18 protein-coding genes are annotated in these 17,944 nt (G+C 28.5%); 17 read left to right on the top strand and 1 reads right to left on the bottom strand.

Annotated elements, in window-relative coordinates:
• Positions 1-440: 440 nt before the first annotated feature.
• From ACU4C5_RS08635 to ACU4C5_RS08565, 15 genes are all read left to right on the top strand, one after another.
• Entirely contained in the window at positions 441-1,664 is a 1,224-nt protein-coding gene (locus tag ACU4C5_RS08635) for a WG repeat-containing protein (RefSeq protein ID WP_446843799.1), read from the top strand.
• A 146-nt stretch (positions 1,665-1,810) separates the two neighbouring features.
• On the top strand, positions 1,811-2,575 hold the full coding sequence (locus ACU4C5_RS08630) for a hypothetical protein (protein WP_319811565.1): 765 nt from the start codon (positions 1,811-1,813) through the stop codon (positions 2,573-2,575).
• Between the two features lie 143 nt (positions 2,576-2,718).
• On the top strand, positions 2,719-3,072 hold the full coding sequence (locus ACU4C5_RS08625; RefSeq protein ID WP_446843798.1) for a hypothetical protein: 354 nt from the start codon (positions 2,719-2,721) through the stop codon (positions 3,070-3,072).
• 177 nt (positions 3,073-3,249) lie between these two features.
• On the top strand, positions 3,250-4,065 hold the full coding sequence (locus tag ACU4C5_RS08620; protein ID WP_446843797.1) for a toxin-antitoxin system YwqK family antitoxin: 816 nt from the start codon (positions 3,250-3,252) through the stop codon (positions 4,063-4,065).
• Positions 4,031-4,246, top strand: a complete 216-nt coding sequence (locus tag ACU4C5_RS08615) for a hypothetical protein (protein ID WP_446843796.1) — start codon at positions 4,031-4,033, stop codon at positions 4,244-4,246. Before ACU4C5_RS08620 ends, ACU4C5_RS08615 begins: the two co-directional genes overlap by 35 nt.
• A 155-nt stretch (positions 4,247-4,401) precedes the next feature.
• A complete protein-coding gene (locus tag ACU4C5_RS08610) occupies positions 4,402-4,986 on the top strand; it encodes a hypothetical protein (protein WP_446843795.1) in 585 nt (194 codons plus the stop codon).
• A 185-nt stretch (positions 4,987-5,171) separates the two neighbouring features.
• A complete protein-coding gene (locus tag ACU4C5_RS08605) occupies positions 5,172-6,779 on the top strand; it encodes a GmrSD restriction endonuclease domain-containing protein (RefSeq protein ID WP_446843794.1) in 1,608 nt (535 codons plus the stop codon).
• A gap of 145 nt (positions 6,780-6,924) precedes the next feature.
• Entirely contained in the window at positions 6,925-7,584 is a 660-nt protein-coding gene (locus ACU4C5_RS08600; protein ID WP_446843793.1) for a hypothetical protein, read from the top strand.
• A gap of 177 nt (positions 7,585-7,761) precedes the next feature.
• Entirely contained in the window at positions 7,762-8,853 is a 1,092-nt protein-coding gene (locus ACU4C5_RS08595) for a hypothetical protein (RefSeq protein WP_446843792.1), read from the top strand.
• Positions 8,850-10,583: an AAA family ATPase gene (locus ACU4C5_RS08590; protein ID WP_446843791.1), complete on the top strand. Its 1,734-nt coding sequence runs from the start codon at positions 8,850-8,852 to the stop codon at positions 10,581-10,583. Before ACU4C5_RS08595 ends, ACU4C5_RS08590 begins: the two co-directional genes overlap by 4 nt.
• Positions 10,584-10,752: 169 nt before the next feature.
• Positions 10,753-11,271 (top strand): hypothetical protein, encoded by a 519-nt coding sequence (locus ACU4C5_RS08585; RefSeq protein ID WP_446843790.1) that lies wholly within the window; start codon positions 10,753-10,755, stop codon positions 11,269-11,271.
• Between the two features lie 172 nt (positions 11,272-11,443).
• Complete coding sequence (locus ACU4C5_RS08580) at positions 11,444-11,710, top strand: hypothetical protein (protein ID WP_446843789.1); 267 nt, start codon at positions 11,444-11,446, stop codon at positions 11,708-11,710.
• 42 nt (positions 11,711-11,752) lie between these two features.
• A complete protein-coding gene (locus ACU4C5_RS08575) occupies positions 11,753-12,412 on the top strand; it encodes an AbiU2 domain-containing protein (RefSeq protein WP_446843788.1) in 660 nt (219 codons plus the stop codon).
• A gap of 142 nt (positions 12,413-12,554) precedes the next feature.
• A complete protein-coding gene (locus ACU4C5_RS08570; protein ID WP_446843787.1) occupies positions 12,555-13,277 on the top strand; it encodes a hypothetical protein in 723 nt (240 codons plus the stop codon).
• A gap of 166 nt (positions 13,278-13,443) precedes the next feature.
• The gene (locus ACU4C5_RS08565) at positions 13,444-14,847 is read left to right on the top strand and encodes an SNIPE associated domain-containing protein (RefSeq protein WP_446843785.1); all 1,404 of its coding nucleotides are present in this window, start codon (positions 13,444-13,446) and stop codon (positions 14,845-14,847) included.
• Between the two features lie 51 nt (positions 14,848-14,898).
• On the opposite strand, the gene ACU4C5_RS08560 is transcribed toward ACU4C5_RS08565, so the two are convergent.
• Positions 14,899-15,870: an IS110 family RNA-guided transposase gene (locus tag ACU4C5_RS08560; RefSeq protein ID WP_446843784.1), complete on the bottom strand. Its 972-nt coding sequence runs from the start codon at positions 15,868-15,870 to the stop codon at positions 14,899-14,901.
• Between the two features lie 494 nt (positions 15,871-16,364).
• Here ACU4C5_RS08560 and ACU4C5_RS08555 point away from each other — a divergent pair, with 494 nt between their 5' ends.
• Positions 16,365-17,180 (top strand): helix-turn-helix domain-containing protein, encoded by an 816-nt coding sequence (locus ACU4C5_RS08555; RefSeq protein ID WP_446843783.1) that lies wholly within the window; start codon positions 16,365-16,367, stop codon positions 17,178-17,180.
• Positions 17,181-17,255: 75 nt separating this feature from the next.
• On the top strand, positions 17,256-17,870 hold the full coding sequence (locus tag ACU4C5_RS08550; protein ID WP_446843782.1) for a DUF417 family protein: 615 nt from the start codon (positions 17,256-17,258) through the stop codon (positions 17,868-17,870).
• Positions 17,871-17,944 lie beyond the last annotated feature (74 nt).

The following is a 17,944-nucleotide window of genomic DNA, read 5'->3' as shown; positions in this document are numbered from 1 at the left end:
TAAGCATGGATAATCTAAGTCTGTTAGACTTGTTTTACACGTATTAAGTTAGGCTGGTGATTTGGTTGTTTTTGGATATTACCATGTGATCATACTGTGTGTACTTTTTGCTTTTTGAATAGGACTATGGACTAAAGTGACAAGTATTTTTTAATGGTCTTTAAAAAAAAAGATACTGATTACGGATTCCCGTAATGTTCTTGTTTTAATATTATTTACATTTGGGTGATTGCTTGAATATATTGTTGTTTCGTTTTAACATGTTTAAAATGTTAATTGTAGTTTTATTACTTACATTTTTTTCAATATATTTAACAAAAACATATTACAACCTGTTTTATACTTACGGGATAACAATACTAACAAACCTAGCATATCCTGACTTATTTACGGGATATCAGTAATAAAAGTAATTATATAACGAGTTAGCTAACATATAAATGAACAACATTTTCAAAACCATATTTCTTTTTATTATTAGTGTCAATTGCTTTTCACAAGAACTAAAAGTATTTGAAATTGATAGCCTTTTTGGATATAAAAATGATGCAGGAATTATTATTAAACCTCAATACCAATATGCTAATGAATTTGTTGATAACAAGGCAATCGTTTATAAAAACAATAAGGCTGGTGTTATTAATACCAATAACAAATTAATCATTCCATTTGAATATGATAAAATATACTTTTTTAATGATTCATTGATTTATGTTAAAAACCGAACTAAATATTCACACGAGTACAATTGTGGTGTTTTAAGTAAAAATAATAATGAAATTCTTCCATTAAAATTCAGCAAAATTTATCTAAAAGACGAAAAGTTATTTGTAGAAAAACGAAAAGATAGTCTGATTTCAAAAACACGTTTTACAGACACGAGAAGTATTAAAAAAACTTATGGTATATATAATTTAAACGGCAACCCAATATTGGAACCTATTTACGATTGGTTTAATAAAATCGGTTCGGATACTTTACGAGTAAGTAAAGGACAATATTATGCTATGGTTAAAAGCAATGGGGAATTTCTAACTAATTTGAAATATACCGCATTTGGAGATTTTCATAATAATAGAGCAGCTGTTAGAATAGATAGCTCATATGGATTTATCGATAAAAGTGGGTATGAAGTTATAAAACCTGAATTCTATTCGGTTAGCAAATATTATAACAAAATAACTGTATTCAGAAAACATAATGGTCAAGTAGGTTTTATGGACATTAACGGTAAAATATTTTTTGAATCCGACTATGAAATTTTACGTTATCCTCATTTAGAATGTGCAGCTGCAAGAAAAAATAAAAAATGGGGACTGATTGATTTAAAAGGAAACACTCTAGTTCCATTTATGCATAATGATTATATAAGAGAGTTTGAAGGAATAATTGCATTTAAGAAAAATAATAAATGGGCAATATTTGACCGAAAAGGCAATCAATTAACAGAGTATAAGTTTGAATCAGTATTTGTGTTTGGAAGCAAAGAATCACCATCTAGCTCTTTTTGGAAATTAAAGGAAAATGGATTTAAAGAATCTCTTGCCTTCGTTCAAGAATCAAATATGTATACTGTTATTAATGATAAAGGAGAATATATTATTCCATTAAACGAATCTAAAAATCAAGTTTTTGAGTCATTGGACAAACTAAAAATACGTTAGCTAACACCGTATATAATTTATTGCTAGTTCTAGCCTACTTACGAAAGTCCTCTCGGACTTTCTTGGTCGGTAATTATTTACTAAATTAGGTGCTTGAAACACGCAACAAACCATATACAACAACGTTATGTGTAACCTAAAAAAAAATGAGAAAAAGAACGAAAGTTGGAAAATGTAAACTATGCTTAGAAACCAAAGAACTAAATTTTGAGCATATTCCTCCACGTTCTGCATTTAATAAAGAAACAAAATATTACATAGTAGATCAAACGGAATATTATAAAAAAGCGAAAGAATATACTTTTGAAAACCTTAAACCAAAATCAAGAAAAGAACAAGGAGGTGTTGGAGAATATAGTTTTTGTATAGATTGTAATGGATTTTTAGGTTCTAAATACGTTAGAACTTATAAGGAATTTGCTCATATAGCAATGAATATAATTCAATCGAGTGACAAAAATGCTAAAGCCTTTCAATTTGATATTTCAGATATTAATCTTCTGAATTTCCTGAAACAAATAACTTCAATTTTTATTGCTTCTAATAATTTAATATTTACAGAATGTTATCCTGAATTGTTAGATTTTGTTAAAAATGAGAACTTAACAAAATTGCCTGAAAAATATAGATTTTATATGTATTTGAATAATGAAGGTCAAGCAAGAAATGGAAACATTCATTATACAAATTTGTACGGAGCAATATGTGAATTTACTTTCGCTCCTTTTGGTTTTGTCTTGAGTATTGACAATCCAAATCAATTAATGAAATTTACTGAAATAACGAGTTTCAAAAATTATGAAAAAAACAGGAAATTGATAAATCCATTAATTATTTTGAATAAATATGCTACATATTATCCTTTTCCAATGGACTATAGAACTAAAGATGAAATAAAAGGCAACACATAACACCGTATAAACTTTATTGCTGGTTTTAGCTCACTTGGGAAATTCCTTCGGAATTTCGCCGTTCGTGTTTTATTTACTAAATTCACTGCTTAAACAACGCAACAAAGCTTATACAACAACGTTAGCAACAATCTGAACAAAACATGATGTTATTTTATTCATTAGGAATTATTTCTCTGATTTCAATTGGAATTTATTATTTCATTTGGAAAGATAGGCTGAGTGACAAAAAAAATTTAGAAAAGGATTGGCAAAGGTTTCTTAAATCTGAATCCTTGAATGACGTAAAAGGAATTGCTTCTAATGGAGATAAATTGATTTGGAATAAATATCTTCTGACTGAACAACTTGACAAAATAATTGATGTGGTAAATTCAAGAATATCTGATTTTCCTGAATTAAAAAAACTAGAAAATAATGCATTCAATAAAAAATTGCATTACGACCGACCTTTGCCATATTCAGGGAGTAACGGAGGAAAAAAACAAAGTTGGTAACTCCGGAAAAATAAAGACTGTTGCTAACACCGTATAAAAAAAATTGCTAATTTTAGCTAAACCAAAGTTAGTTGCTTGTTTGCTAGCTTCTGATTTTCCTTCGGAAAATCCTCGCACACAAACACGCAACTTTCCTTATACATAAACGTTGTAAGTAATTTACCAGAACAATAGAAAATGAAGAAAATATTGACAAACGTTATTTTAATTTTTATAACATTAGCAAGTCAAGCACAGGTTAAAAAGATTGAATTAGAAAATCGTAATGGTAAATATTATGAAATAGGAAAAGAGATTCCTTTTACTGGAGAATCTTATACCTTCTATTCTGAAAACAAAAAAGAAACATTTACAGAATTCACTGATGGAGAATTGAACGGTGAAATGAAAAAATGGTTTCCTAACGGAAAAATTGAAGTTTCCGGAAAAATGGTTAAAGGAAAAAAAAATGGTAATTGGATAGCTTGGTTTTCTAATGGTAATAAACTGAGAGAAGGAATATACAAAGACAATAAAGAAGAAGGAAAATTTACTTGGTGGTATGAAAACGGAAAATTAAAAAAGAGAGGTTTTTATAAAAATGGAACTTCTAATGGGAAATGGACTTGGTACTTTAATAACGGACAAAAAGAGTCTGAAGGAAAATTATTAAGCGAAACTAATATTGGAAAATGGTTTTGGTGGAATGAAAAAGGAGAATTAATTCACGAAAAGGATTTTTCTGAAAAATTAGAAAATAAAGCCTTTAATAAATTAATAATTGGGAAATGGAATTATATAAAATCTACTGACAAAGAAAATAAATCTATTAAACACGTTATTCGTAAATACCCAAATGGGAAAGAAATGAAAATTGTTGCAAGTGGGCCAAATATTATTATTAAAAATGATGGTACTTACGAGAAAAAATTCACGAAAGAAAATACAGATTACGGGAATTGGGAAATGCTAAAAAAAGATGAAATTAAATTTGAAATGGTTATTCCTAAATAATTCTGAACAAGCAAAATTTATTGCTATAGCTCAAAAAGCTATGGGTAAAAAATGGAAAGAAGATGAAAAAGGAAATTATCTTGATTCTTCTACAAGTAAAATAATTTCATTAACAGATACAATAATGAAAATCGAATATGAAAAAAATTACGTTTTGATTTATAAAAAAGAATCCGAATAAAAACTACTTACAACACCGTATATAATTTATTGCTGGCTTCTCGCCTACTTACGAAAGTCCTCGCGGACTTTCTTGGTCGGTAATTATTTACTAAATTAGGTGCTTGAAACACGCAACAAACCATATACAACAACGTTGTGCATAATTTGAGAAAAATGAAATTCATAGGAAAATTTATCGTTTTGATTTTACTTGTTTCTTGTTCAAACAATGAAAACACTTTGGAACAATATGCGAATTTCCCAGTAAAATTTGCTAAACAGAAAGTCAACTATCCGAATAACGATTTCTCAATATTTATCCAAAAAGATTGGGAATGGAAAGTGGAAAATTATGACAATGAAAACATCCTTTTAGGAATTGACGCAAGTTCTAAACCTGACAAAGACGGATTTATAGATATAATCTCTATTCAAAAAATAAAAAGTTTCGGGGAAAATAAAGACCTAAAATCTGAATTTGAATATTGTCTAAATTTAATAGAAACGAACTCGCAGAACAGAAAAATAATTGAATCTGGACAAACGGAAATCTTAAATCAAAAATCCTATTTTTTGCATACGAAATCAGACACAGGAAAATATGGAGAAGCGGAAATTATTAGTTTTATTTTAGATAGCGGAATTGATGGCGTTTTTTATAATTTAACAGCATCAGCATCCCAAACATCGGATTTAAAGAAAAATATGTCGATTTTAATTCAATCTTTAAAGACATTTGAAAAGCTGAATAATGAATAAAAAAACTATGCACAACAACGTATATAATTTATTGCTGGTTCTAGCCTGCTTACGAAAACCCTCGCGGATTTTCTATTCGGTTTTTATTTGCTAAATTACGTTCTTAACCACGCAACAAACCATATACAAACACGTTGGGCATAATTAGAGCGACATCATCAAATTAAAAGAATATAGAAAAATTTATGGCTATAAATAAATCGACAAAAGCACCTGAAATTAATCCTACTTCTGAGAAGATAGATAAATTATTAAACAGAATTAATTCAGGAGATATCAAAATCCCAGCATTTCAAAGGTCATATGTTTGGAAACAAAATCAAATAATTGAATTACTTGATAGTGTATTAAACAATTATCCTATTGGAAGTGTATTATTATGGAATTCTTCAGAAAAATTGAGACACACAAGAAATATCGCTGGCTTTAATATTCCCGATAATACAGAAGAATATCCCGTAAACTATATTTTAGATGGACAACAACGTATATCTTCGATTTATGCTGTTTTTGCAAATAATTATATTGAAGACGAAACAACTTCAGAATATAACCCAGATATTGCTCTTTTTGATATCTATTTTGATTTTAATAAAAACACGTTTATACCTAGAGCCGAAATAGATGAAATTACTGATTCAATGATTTGTTTAAGAAACTTTCTTGATGCTTCTAAACTTATTGATTCATTAATGACTTTAAACACAGTACACCATATTAGTGCGAAAGAATTATATTCAAAATTCATAAATTATGAAGTTCCAGTTGTTACAATAAAGAATAGGTCAAAGCAAGAAGTAGGAATAATTTTCGAAAGAATTAATAATACTGGAACCAAATTAGGAACATTAGATTTAATGACAGCTTGGACTTGGACAGATGATTTTCATCTTCAAGAAAAAACAGCTGAACTTTTTGACGAATTAGACGAAAAAGGATTTGGAAAGTTAACTCAAAACATACTTTTACAATCACTTTCAGGTGTTATTCAAGGAGATTCAACAACTAAAGCGATTATTAACCTAGAAGGAAATACGATTAGAGATAATTGGGAATTCTATTGTGAAACATTAAGAAAAACTATTGATTTTTTATCAACTGAACTTCTTTGTAAAAATATTGACTTTTTACCATATCAACAGCAGATTACAGGATTAGCAAAGTTCTTTAGTATTTCAGGAAGACCACAAGCGGAAGAATTAAAAATTCTAAAAAGATGGTTCTGGAGAGGAGCTTTTTCTAATAGATATTCATCTGGTACAACAACCGCAAAAATGAATGCTGATATAGAATTTGTAACAAAAATCAGAAATAAAGATTATTCAGATTTAGAAGAATACAAAGTAACTGTTTCTGAATTAGAACTAATCAAAACAAAGTTTTCTAAAGCGAATTCAACTACTAGAGCTCTTCTACTTTTAATGGCTCAATTCACACCTAGAGATTTAGCAAAAAATATAAACGTAGATTTAGACAATGCATTATCAAAATATAATAGAAAAGAATTTCATCACGTTTTCCCTAACGCATTCTTGAAAGAGAAAGGTTTTGATAAAAATGAAATATTTTCATTAGTTAATTTTTGTTTTCTACCTTCAGATTCTAACAAATTAATATCAAGAAAAAGTCCATCAGATTATTTTTTCTCAATAATTAATCAAAATGAATTTAATGAAATCTTACAAAGTAATTTATTCCCTTTAGATAAGTCAATATATTCTAAAGATGACTACTTAAAATTTAGAGAAAGAAGAGCTGAATTAATAATTAATGAGCTTAAAGAAAGAATATAACTATGCCCAACACCGTGTATAATTAATTGCTTGGTTATCGCCTACTTACGAAAGTCCTCGCGGACTTTCTATCTGTGTTTTATTTACTAACTTTAGTGCTTAAAACACGCAACTAATCATACACAACAACGTTGGCAAACATTTGATGAAAAAACTGAACTACATATTAATTTTCTTTCTGATTTTAAGTTCTTGCTCTAATTTGGACGAAAAAAAGAATCTTAATGAATTGTACTCGCAGGATTTTAAAAAATTCCAAGTTGATAATGAAATCGGAATTGTTGATTTAGATTCCGTAATGAACTTCTCGGAATTAATAGAAAAAATGGGAGAATTGACTTGCTTGGGAAAAATTTCTGGTTTAAAATTTGAGCTAAACGAAACACGCTATTACATTACAGGGTTTTCAGATTGCCCAACTTCAGGAGAAATTGGATGTTACTTCAGAAGAAATCATTTGACAATTAGAAACGATTCATTAATACTTGGATATGGAAAAGAGAAAAAGAAAAAACCAATAAATTACTTGAAAACTGAACTGAATAATATTATGGCGAAACCTCATAATTTTAAATATAACGAAAACAAAGTCAAGCCAGCTTTAATTCATTTCTACGTAGAAGACAAATATCCGATTTTAACGACAAAAACTGTTTTAAAAGAAATAGCTGAACAATTTTCAGCCTTAAATACTAAAAACGATTCGGATTTTTTTACATATAATATACTTTTTGAGGGTTATGACATTTCAAGCATTCCACCACCACCACCACCAATACCGAATGAATTTGATACTGATAAATAAAAAACGATTTGCCAACACCGTATATAATTTATTGCTAGTTCTAGCCTGCTTACGAAAACCCTCGCGGATTTTCTATTCGGTTTTTATTTGCTAAATTACGTACTTAATGACGCAACAAACCATATACAAACACGTTAGCTGTAATACCAAAAAAAATCGTAATTGAGAAGAAACTAAATGGTAAATAGAAAAATAGATAGTAATTCTGGAGTTCAAGCTAATGTAGGTTTTGACTTTCAAAGAAATACGTGCATTTACGTTTTTTTAGAAAAGTACAATACTTTGAAAACTCAAGAGTATTTTATTATGCTTGAGCATTATGATGATATCGTATTTGGGTTTTTAAACCAAAACGGAGAACTATCAGAAGTTACAACTTATCAAGCAAAAAAATCTTCAAATGTTTGGACGACGAACAAAGTTTACGAAATTATTCAAAAAATTTCTAATTCTGGAATAGTATTACAGAAAGACAAACTTAAAAAATCTAAAGACTACAACCAATCTCAATTTTTTATTACAAACCATACTATTGCACTTGACTATAAATGTTCTGCTACTCATAAAAAAAAGAAGATTTATATAAATGAGACTAACGAAACTTTAGCTTATTCTACCTTAAACGAAGATTGTAAAACTGCATTAAAAAAAGGTAATTCAGATATCAATTTTGATAGTGAACAAATTAAACATTTTAAAAATTTAAACTTCTCATTTATTGATTTAGGAAGAAATACAAAGTCACAATTAGAACTTTTAACGGGCAAGTTTAAAGATGTTTTTGGTAACACAATTTTAGACCATAAAGCTGCAAGAGATACTTTAATTTATCATTTAAAAGAAATTGAGAGCACATATAATCAAGGAGATATACCTAAATTGAGTGATAAATATAAACGACTTGAATCAACGAAAATAGATTACATCTTAAATATATTTACTACTAAAAAATTAGCTCTTGATTTTTGCAGACAAAAAGCAGAAAGAATTTGCGAGGAACTAAATATAAATGTTTTTGACGCAATGTCATTTGAACTTGATTTTGAAAATAGTTTAGAGGCTTTTAAAGACTTAAAACAAGGAGAACATCAAAAAATAATTCGTTTTATTGAAAACAAAAAAAGTGTAATGATGAAATTTACAAATGATATTCTTTGTATTAAAGAATTATATAATTTGTTCCTAAAAGAGAAAAATTCAACACTAATTCCAAATCAATTAAAAGCGTCAATAGCTGCAGGTTACTTTTTAATACTTATGCAAAAATGAAAACATACTTAACAATTAATAAATTATTCATCCATAGCGAAGTCAACGATAAAAGTTTTTATACCGAATTTGGAAAAAGACTTAATGTAGTTTATGGTGCAAATACATCTGGTAAAAGCACTTTGATACAATTGATTTTATTCACTTTCGGTATAAATGATAATAAAGCAAAACTAATAAAAATCTTATCCGAAGATATTTTCACAAGACTTGATATAACAATCAAAAAAGGAAATGATAGCGTTGATTACTCTTTTGTAAGAAAGGATGAAACATTATATATAAAAGATTCGGTTTCAAAAAAAGTATCAATATTTAAAGGTATTAGTGGTAATAATTCGGTTGAACATTATAAATTAAAAGAATTTTTTAATGAGTTGTTTGATTTTGATTTATTGCTTGAAACTAAATCAGGAATCTCTAAAGCACCCATAGAAACAATGTTTCTACCCTATTATGTTTCTCAAGATGTAGGTTGGGTTTATTTGAGAAAATCATTCAGTAATTTGGAGTTTTACAAAAATTTCAAAGAAGATTTTTTAGATTATTATTTAGGTATTACGAAGTTAGAAAACAAAGAAGAAAGAAAAATACTTGAAAATCAATTGAAAGAATTAAATGAAAAAAACAATTTTTACATACAATTTGAAAAAACAGATTCTGAAATTGAAAATTCTAAAATAGTCAATGCATCTTTCAAAGGAAAAGGGAACGAATTTATAAATGAAATTACCGAAAGGAAATCTGAACTATTGAAGCTTGAAAATAAATATGTTCAAAAATCAAATTTACAAACTTATAATACTCAACGATTATCCGTAATATCAAAAGTAAGTCGTAATCATTCTCATCAATTTCCTGGTAAAGATAATTGTCCAATTTGCCAACAGATTTTACCAAGTAACACAAGTGAAATATATCAATTTTATCAAGAAGAAAATGATACTGTTAAGATTAAAGAGGAAATAAGAGATAAAAACAAAAAATTACAATCTGAACTTAATTCATTGAATAAAAAAATAAATGATTTAAGAGAATCTTTAGCTAATGACTATCATAAACATATAATATATTCTAACAACAATATTACTCTTGACGATTGGATAAAAGCGCAAGCTGATGTGAAATTAGAAAGTTCAATAAATGAAAATATTGGAAAATTAACAATTGAAATTGCAAAAGTAAAAGAGAAGTTAAAGGAATTTAAGGATGATGAAGATATTGAAAATGAAAGACTTGAAAAAAATAAAAAATTTAAGCAATATTATAACATTAACAATATAAAGTTAGGTGTGCCTAAATTAAAAGACAGCAGGTTCAATTATATCTACGAGCTATCAAGTTTCCCGTTTCAAGGAGTTGAATTACATTTAGCTGTTTTGAGTTATCATTTTTCATTCAATAAAATAATTAATGAAACTGAAAATATTCATAGGCTTCCGTTAATTTTAGATAGTATTTTTAAAGAAGATTTAGACGCAAATAGTAAAGAAATGATTCTTGAATTTATTTTCAAGAATCAACCAAATGATACACAAACTATTATTTCAGTAGCAGATAATAAATCAAAAGAACCAAAAATTGAATATTATAAAAATAATTTTTTCGATGACGCTACAAAATTAATTTGTATTGGAGATTCTATCAATAAAGAGTCAATCTTAAAAAGGCATAATAATTCTTGGGATAAGATCTTAAATGAAACTTTTGAAATAATGGAATACGTGTAGAAAGTACTACAGCTAACACCGTATATAATTTATTGCTAGCTTCTTGCCTACTTACGAAAGTCCTCGCGGACTTTCTTGGTCGGGAATTATTTACTAAATTAGTTGCTTGAAACACGCAACAAACCATATACAACAACGTTGTGTGTAAGCTGAAAATCCGAACTAACGAATGAAAAAAATCTTAAAATTTAAACATTGGCATCTATTTATATTAATTGTTCTGACAGGAGCTTGGACATCACCAAGTCCATTAAAGGAGATTATTAATTCAATTGCTCTTGTAACATTTTTGATTTGGATTTATGCTGTTGGAATTTATGGACAAGCGAAATTGGAATCTCTAAAACTTCCGACTTTAAATATGAAATTCTTTAAAATCAACATAATTCTATTTCCGATTTTATTAATCGTTTCATTTCTACTTTCACCTGAACAAACTGCTGAAAATACTCAAGCGGAATTTAACACTCAAACAATTTTACTAATACCGATTTCTCTTTATATGTTTTTTGCGCTCTTTCAAACAATAATTTTTTCTTGTAAAACACTTGCAATGATTGAATTGAAAAGAGAAGTGAAATTTTCTGATTATTTATTGAATTTAATACTAATTCTATTTTTAATGTTTGGTGTTTGGATTTTACAACCGAAAATAACTAAATTAATAGCTGAAACTGAAAATAAATGAGCGGAATGAAAAAAAGCCTACACACAACACCGTATAAACTTTATTGCTGGTTTTGGCTCACTTGGGAAATTCCTCTGGAATTTCGCCGTTCGTGTTTTATTTACTAAATTCACTGCTTAATCAACGCAACAAAGCTTATACAACAACGTTAGCTGTAATTAAAACAAAAAAAATGAGTGATATAAACGATTTACATAAGAATTACCTGAATGCTAAGAAAGCTTTGAATAAGGCTTTAGATATATATGCCGAAAATATTTCTACAGGAATTACGAAAATGAAAGATAAAAAAGAAAGAGTCGATTATTTAAACAATATGGCTAAAGTGCCTAGCGCTAGAGTTCTAAAAAAAGTTAATGAAAAAGCACTTGAAAATGAAGACTATGAAACTTGTGGTGCTTTAAAAGAGTATGCTAAACAGCAAAACATAAAGTTTTAATTAATAAACTTATATAAGATATAAACCTTATCTGTAATTTTAATGAACAAGAAAGAACAATTAAAACAAGATTTAGATAAGATTACTAAAAGTATCGTTACCTTTCTTCAAGCCTTTGAATTTTGCTACTATCTTAACTATCCTAAAACTGACAATAAATTAGATGAGAAGCACCTAAAATATATTACCAATTCAGGTTTTTTTTCATTTTCTAGATATGCACTTTGGCGAGTAACAATTATAGAAATACATAAGTTAACAAATGACAATAAAGGTACAGACAAATACAACCTTCATCATTTATTGAGAAAACTGAAAAAAGGTGGAATTTATCAGTCATTAAAAATAGATGAATTGAAAATTCGTGAATGGGAAACCGAATTAAAAAAGCAGGATGAATCTATAGGACAAGTCAGTACTTTGAGATTTAAGCTTTATGCTCATACAGATAATAACTATGAAAATGTAATTAACAATTCAGAATTGACTTTAAAAGCAACTGAGGAATTAATAAATGTTATAGTTAAAATTATTTTCGAAATATACTTAATTGTCTTCGATAATCATTTTGCTTTCAAACCAATTCACGAAAAGAAAACTGTTAGAAAAATTATAGAAGACATTTTAATTAAACGAGAATCTGACAGTAATAGAGCTGTTGAAAAGTTCATAAAAAATGCGAATAAAAAAAACTACAGCTAACACCGTATATAATTTATTGCTGGCTTCTCGCCTACTTACGAAAGTCCTCGCGGACTTTCTTGGTCGGTAATTATTTACTAAATTAGTTGCTTGAAACACGCAACAAACCATATACAACAACGTTAGCTGTAATTTAAAAAAAATGAAACATATTAATATTATAATCCTTTTTTGTCTGATAACAATATCTGTTCAGAGTCAATGCGAATCGCTTTCTAAAGAAATTTGGAATATAATTAAGATAGAAGAATATGAAAGGTTCGATAGTCTTATAATGAGTATTGAGCAACAAAGAAAAATTTTGCATTGGACTAAATCCGAGGAAACCGATAAAATACTTTTAAAAATTAAAGGTTCTTTGAAAACTGAATTAATATCTAGCGCAAAAAAATTAAGGCTTGAAATTTCAGAAAAAGGTTTTGATTTGAAAGAAACGGTCTTTAAACGATGTGAAATTAATGAAGACAACGAACTTAAAATAATCGTTTGCTACAACGAAAAAGAATACAATTTTGAAATCGTGACATTGAAAACTGACAAATTTTATATTACACTTCCAATAAATAGCAATGCAATTAAGTTACCGAAATTCAAACCAACTAAAGAAGAATTAGCAAATTCTAGTATCATTATTGCTGGAGAGAAATTTAAAAGTATTGTCGCAACTGAAAAGGAAAAGAAAAAAGGTATGAAAATACTAAAAAACTGTATCAAAAATAAGGACACATTAACACGGAATATAGTTTTTGTGGACGGAATGAAAGATAAAAATAATATGATTTTATTGACTTATATGTCGATTGCAAAATCGGATATTAAAAGATACAGAGTTAACCTTGATAAGGAAATTTGCGAAACGGAATAAAAACTACAGCTAACATTGTATATAATTTATTGCTAGTTTTAGCTTGCTTACGAAAGTCCTCGCGGACTTTCTATCTGTGATTTATTTGCTAACTTTAGTGCTTAAAACACGCAATTAATCTTATACAACAACGTTGTAACCAATACAAGAAAAATCCGAACTAAGAATGACATTAGGACTAATAATTACAATTTTAGCTTTAGGAATTACTTTATTTATTGTTCTAAATAAATGTAAGAAAACAAAAATCAAATTTAATTCAGAACTTTCGACAAAAATTGAAGAAAACAAGAAACTTAATTCAAATTTAGAAAAATATAGCGGAATTATTTCAATCGAAAATGAAATTGAATCAAAGAATAAAGAGTTTTCTGAAATTCAATCAAATGCAACAGTATTGAACGATAAGTTCATAAATGCAAAATCAATCTTCAAAGAATTAGAGAAAGATATTAAGCTCTACCAAAACGATTTAGAATTTGTAGAACTTGGAATTTATGAACCAATTTTTGATTTAGAAACTTCAGAAAAATACAAAGAGAGAATTACACAAATTGTAACAAGTCAAAAACAACTTATAAAAGAAGGAAATGCCTGTGTTTGTAATACAGAATGGAGTGTTGGAAATAGCCGAAAACAAGGCGAAATAATGACAAGAAGATACATTAATCTGACTTTAAGAGCATTTAATGGAGAATGTGACGCATTAATTTCAAAAGTGCGTTGGAATAATATAAAACGCTTTGAAGAAAGAATAAAAAAGGCTTTTATTGCAATTAATAAACTCGGTAAATCTAACAACACTTTTATAACTGACAAGTATCTTAAATTAAAATTAGATGAACTTAATTTAATTTATGAATTAGCTCACAAAAAATATCAAGAAAAAGAGGAAGCTAAAGCAATTAGAGACGAACAAAGAGAAGAAGAAAGAGCGCAACGAGAATTTGAAAAAGCGAGAAAAGATGCAGAAATAGAAGAAAAGCGTTTCCAAAAAGCATTAGAACGTGCGAAAAAAGATTTAGGATTAGTTAGTGGAGAAAAGTTAGACGAACTAAATTCTCAAATCGCACAATTAGAAGAGAATTTAAAAGAGGCTCACGAAGCGAAGGAAAGAGCAATTTCAAGAGCGCAAGAAACCAAATCTGGACACGTTTATATAATATCTAACCTTGGCTCGTTTGGGGAAAATGTTTACAAAATCGGAATGACGAGAAGACTTGAACCAATGGATAGAGTAAAAGAGTTAGGAGATGCTTCTGTTCCTTTTACATTTGATTTACACGCAATGATATTTTCAGAAAACGCACCTGAATTAGAGAATCTATTACATAAGGAATTTGATGATAGACGTATCAATAAAGTTAATTACAGAAAAGAATATTTTAGAGTTTCATTAGACGAAATCGAAAAAGTTATTATTGAGAAATATGAAAAAGAAGTTGATTTTATAAAAGTTATAGAAGCTCAACAATTCAGAGAAACAAAATCTATAATTAAACAAATGCAGGAAGCTAAAGATGAACAAGCTGAAAAAGAAATTGAGAAGTATCCAGATAGCTTATTCTAAAGAAGTACTGGTTACAACAAAGTACTGTGGTAAAAAACAAGTAAAAACTCATTAATTTCTCACTAAAACACTTCTGTAATTGTTATCGTATGTTAATCCTGATTTCGCGATAGCAAAAGCCTGTTTTAGCAGCTTATTACAAACCGCAATTAAGGCTAGTTTTTTACTCTTTCCTTTGGCTACTAATCGCTCATAAATTGCCTTGCAAGCATGGTTATATTTACACGCATTAAAACTGCACATAAATAATAAATTTCGAAGTTTTTGATTCCCTATTTTACTAATTCTCGGACGTCCTTTTACGCTACTTCCACTTTGCCGAATCACGGGAGTTAAACCTGCGTAACTACACAATTCACTGCCGCTTGTAAAACGATCAAAACCATCGGTTAGAACAACTAGCATTAGGGATGTTTTAGGACCTATTCCTGGAATACTTTTTAAGCGAGTTAAAACATCTTGATGTGCTTCTTTTACCAAAATAAGTAATTTATCTTCTATCGTTTTCATCTCTTTCTGAACCTGTTTTAAATTTCGTTTTAAGGAGCTCACAACTGCTTTACTTGGATTGCCTAAAACAGCTTCTCCATGTAGTTTATTTTTAAGCATGGTGCTTTGTTTTGTATACACAGAAAGGAGTCTGGTCATTTGAAGACATTCTAATTGATGTTTTGAGTTGCCTTTCCATAGCTTTAATTCTACATGTTTAGCATACTCACATATTAGTTTCGAATCGCTTTTATCGGTCTTAATTTTTGATAGTTTCATCTGAATAAATCGTTTTACCGATAATGGATTTTCTACCGAAACTTTAATGCCTTCTTCTTGTAAATAATAGGCCAATTGGTAATGATAATAACCTGTGGCTTCCATCACACAATGGCTATTAAAATCTAACAGTTTTACGAACTTTTTAAAGCCCGAACTATTATTTTTAAACTGGTAATAATTCCCTTGGGAATCTGTAACATCAAAAACTAAATGACTGATGTCAAGTCCAAAATATTTTATATCTTTATTCATAAGAAATGTTTTTTGAAATCAAGGAACGAAGATTCACGATTTCCAATTTATTGAAATATTATAGAATGAGTAAAGGACAAGCTACGCGAGTTTCAATACTTCGACAAGCTCTGTACAGGCTATAAAATCGAGGTCTAAAGCCTCATAGAACTGTACGAAATCTGTGTAGTAAAAGAGAGGGGATTTTCAATGTTGACGAGATCTGTAGTCTCTACGTATATAATAACCTTATTCCTCTCTTTTGTCTTTTCTAATTATGTATCTAATTTAATAAAAAACAAACTTAAGATGTATATAAAACATAGGGCTTTTGTGCTAACTCCAAAGGTCTGTATTTATTTACAAAGTCCACTAAATATAAAATTTGGCATTTAAACGAAGATTAAAAACAAAATATTTATATTTAGCTAAGTGTTAAATCTGAAATGTAGTGCTTATTAACTGCTCTACTTTCCATATTCTAACCCGCTGCCAGTAATTAAAAAAATCTCAAGTTGTTTTCAATACAATCTATAGAAGCAAAATATTTTATTAAAAATTATAATGTTCCCTTGTATTCCATTATTTTATTAGATGACGAGTCGGATTTTTCTGTGAATTTTGTAAAATATAAAACGAAACGAAAGTCTATTTTATTCCTTTCTCCTTATCAAAATTTAAAATGGTTCGGTTCTACTTCTTCAAAAGTGAAATTACTACAATTTCACGGAGATTTTTATTGTATTGAGTATCATAAAAAAGAAGTTGCTTGTAATGGATTGTTATTTAATAATATCTATTTGCAACCATACATTTCACTCAATAAAATTAAATTTCAAGAACTATCGCAACTAGTCGATAAAATGGAAAAAGAAGTTGGAGCCAATAAAAGGTTTTCAGAATCTGTTATAAAATCTTATCTACAGCTCATATTAGCTATTTGTAGTAGTGAAAAAGATGAACAACTTGGCAATAGACTCACACAACAAACTAATGAAAATGAGCTGCTCATATTTCAAGGTTTGTTAGAATTGCATTTTCATAAAGAACGTAATTCTTCATTCTATGCCAATAAGTTAAATATGTCCCTTTCTTCATTTAGTAAAAAAATAAAATCTCAAGTAGGAAAAACACCAACGCAACTCATTCAGGAGCGTGTTATTTTAGAAGCTAAGAAATTATTGCACCTAACTTTTAAAACTGTAAAAGAAGTTTCAATTGAGTTAAATTTTGATGACGAATTTTATTTTAGCAGATATTTTAAAAAAGAAGTTGGATTATCACCCACACATTTTCGCGAGAAAGCAGGGATTTCTATAGTGGCAAAATAATCCATTATTCATCCGATTTAATCCATTCTTTAGCTTATTCTTAATATATAGTTTTGCTCTCAAATAAATATAATTATGAATAACTTACTTAATTTCCTAATAAACAGTCAAACTAACTTTATCCATTTTATTCGTTTTGCCATTTTTATAGTGATGGTATGGATTGGTGGTCTAAAAGCTTATCAATACGAAGCAGATGGAATAGTTCCTTTCGTAACAAATAGCCCCTTAATGAGCTTCTTTTATGAAAACACTAACAAAACAGCCATCAATGAAGAAGGAAAAACCGTTAAAGAATACATGCTACACAAAAACCCAGAAGGTAAAATGGTAGAGAAAAATATAGAATGGCATAAATCCAATAATACATATGCCTTTTCTTATGGGTTAGGAAGTGTAATTGTTATTATAGGACTTTTGACATTTTTGGGAATTTGGTTTCCAAAAATCGGTCTTTGGGGTGGATTGTTGACGTTTGGAATGTCCATTGTTACTTTAACTTTCCTCATAAGCACTCCAGAAGTATATGTTCCAAATTTAGGAGGCGATATGCCAACACCTCAATTTGGATTTCCTTTTCTATCTGGAGCTGGAAGATTGGTTTTAAAAGACATTATTATGATGGCAGCTGGATTAATAATTGCATCTGACTGTGCAAAGAAGATAAAGACTACTGGCAACACCATTTAAACTTAATTGCTGGTTATAGCCTACTTACGAAAGTTCTCGCGTATGTTATATTCAGTTTTTATTTACTAAATTTA

It is taken from the genome of Lacinutrix undariae (assembly GCF_052934785.1).
Note: the sequence above shows the minus strand (reverse complement) of the source record. Positions and strands in the feature narration are given on the sequence as shown.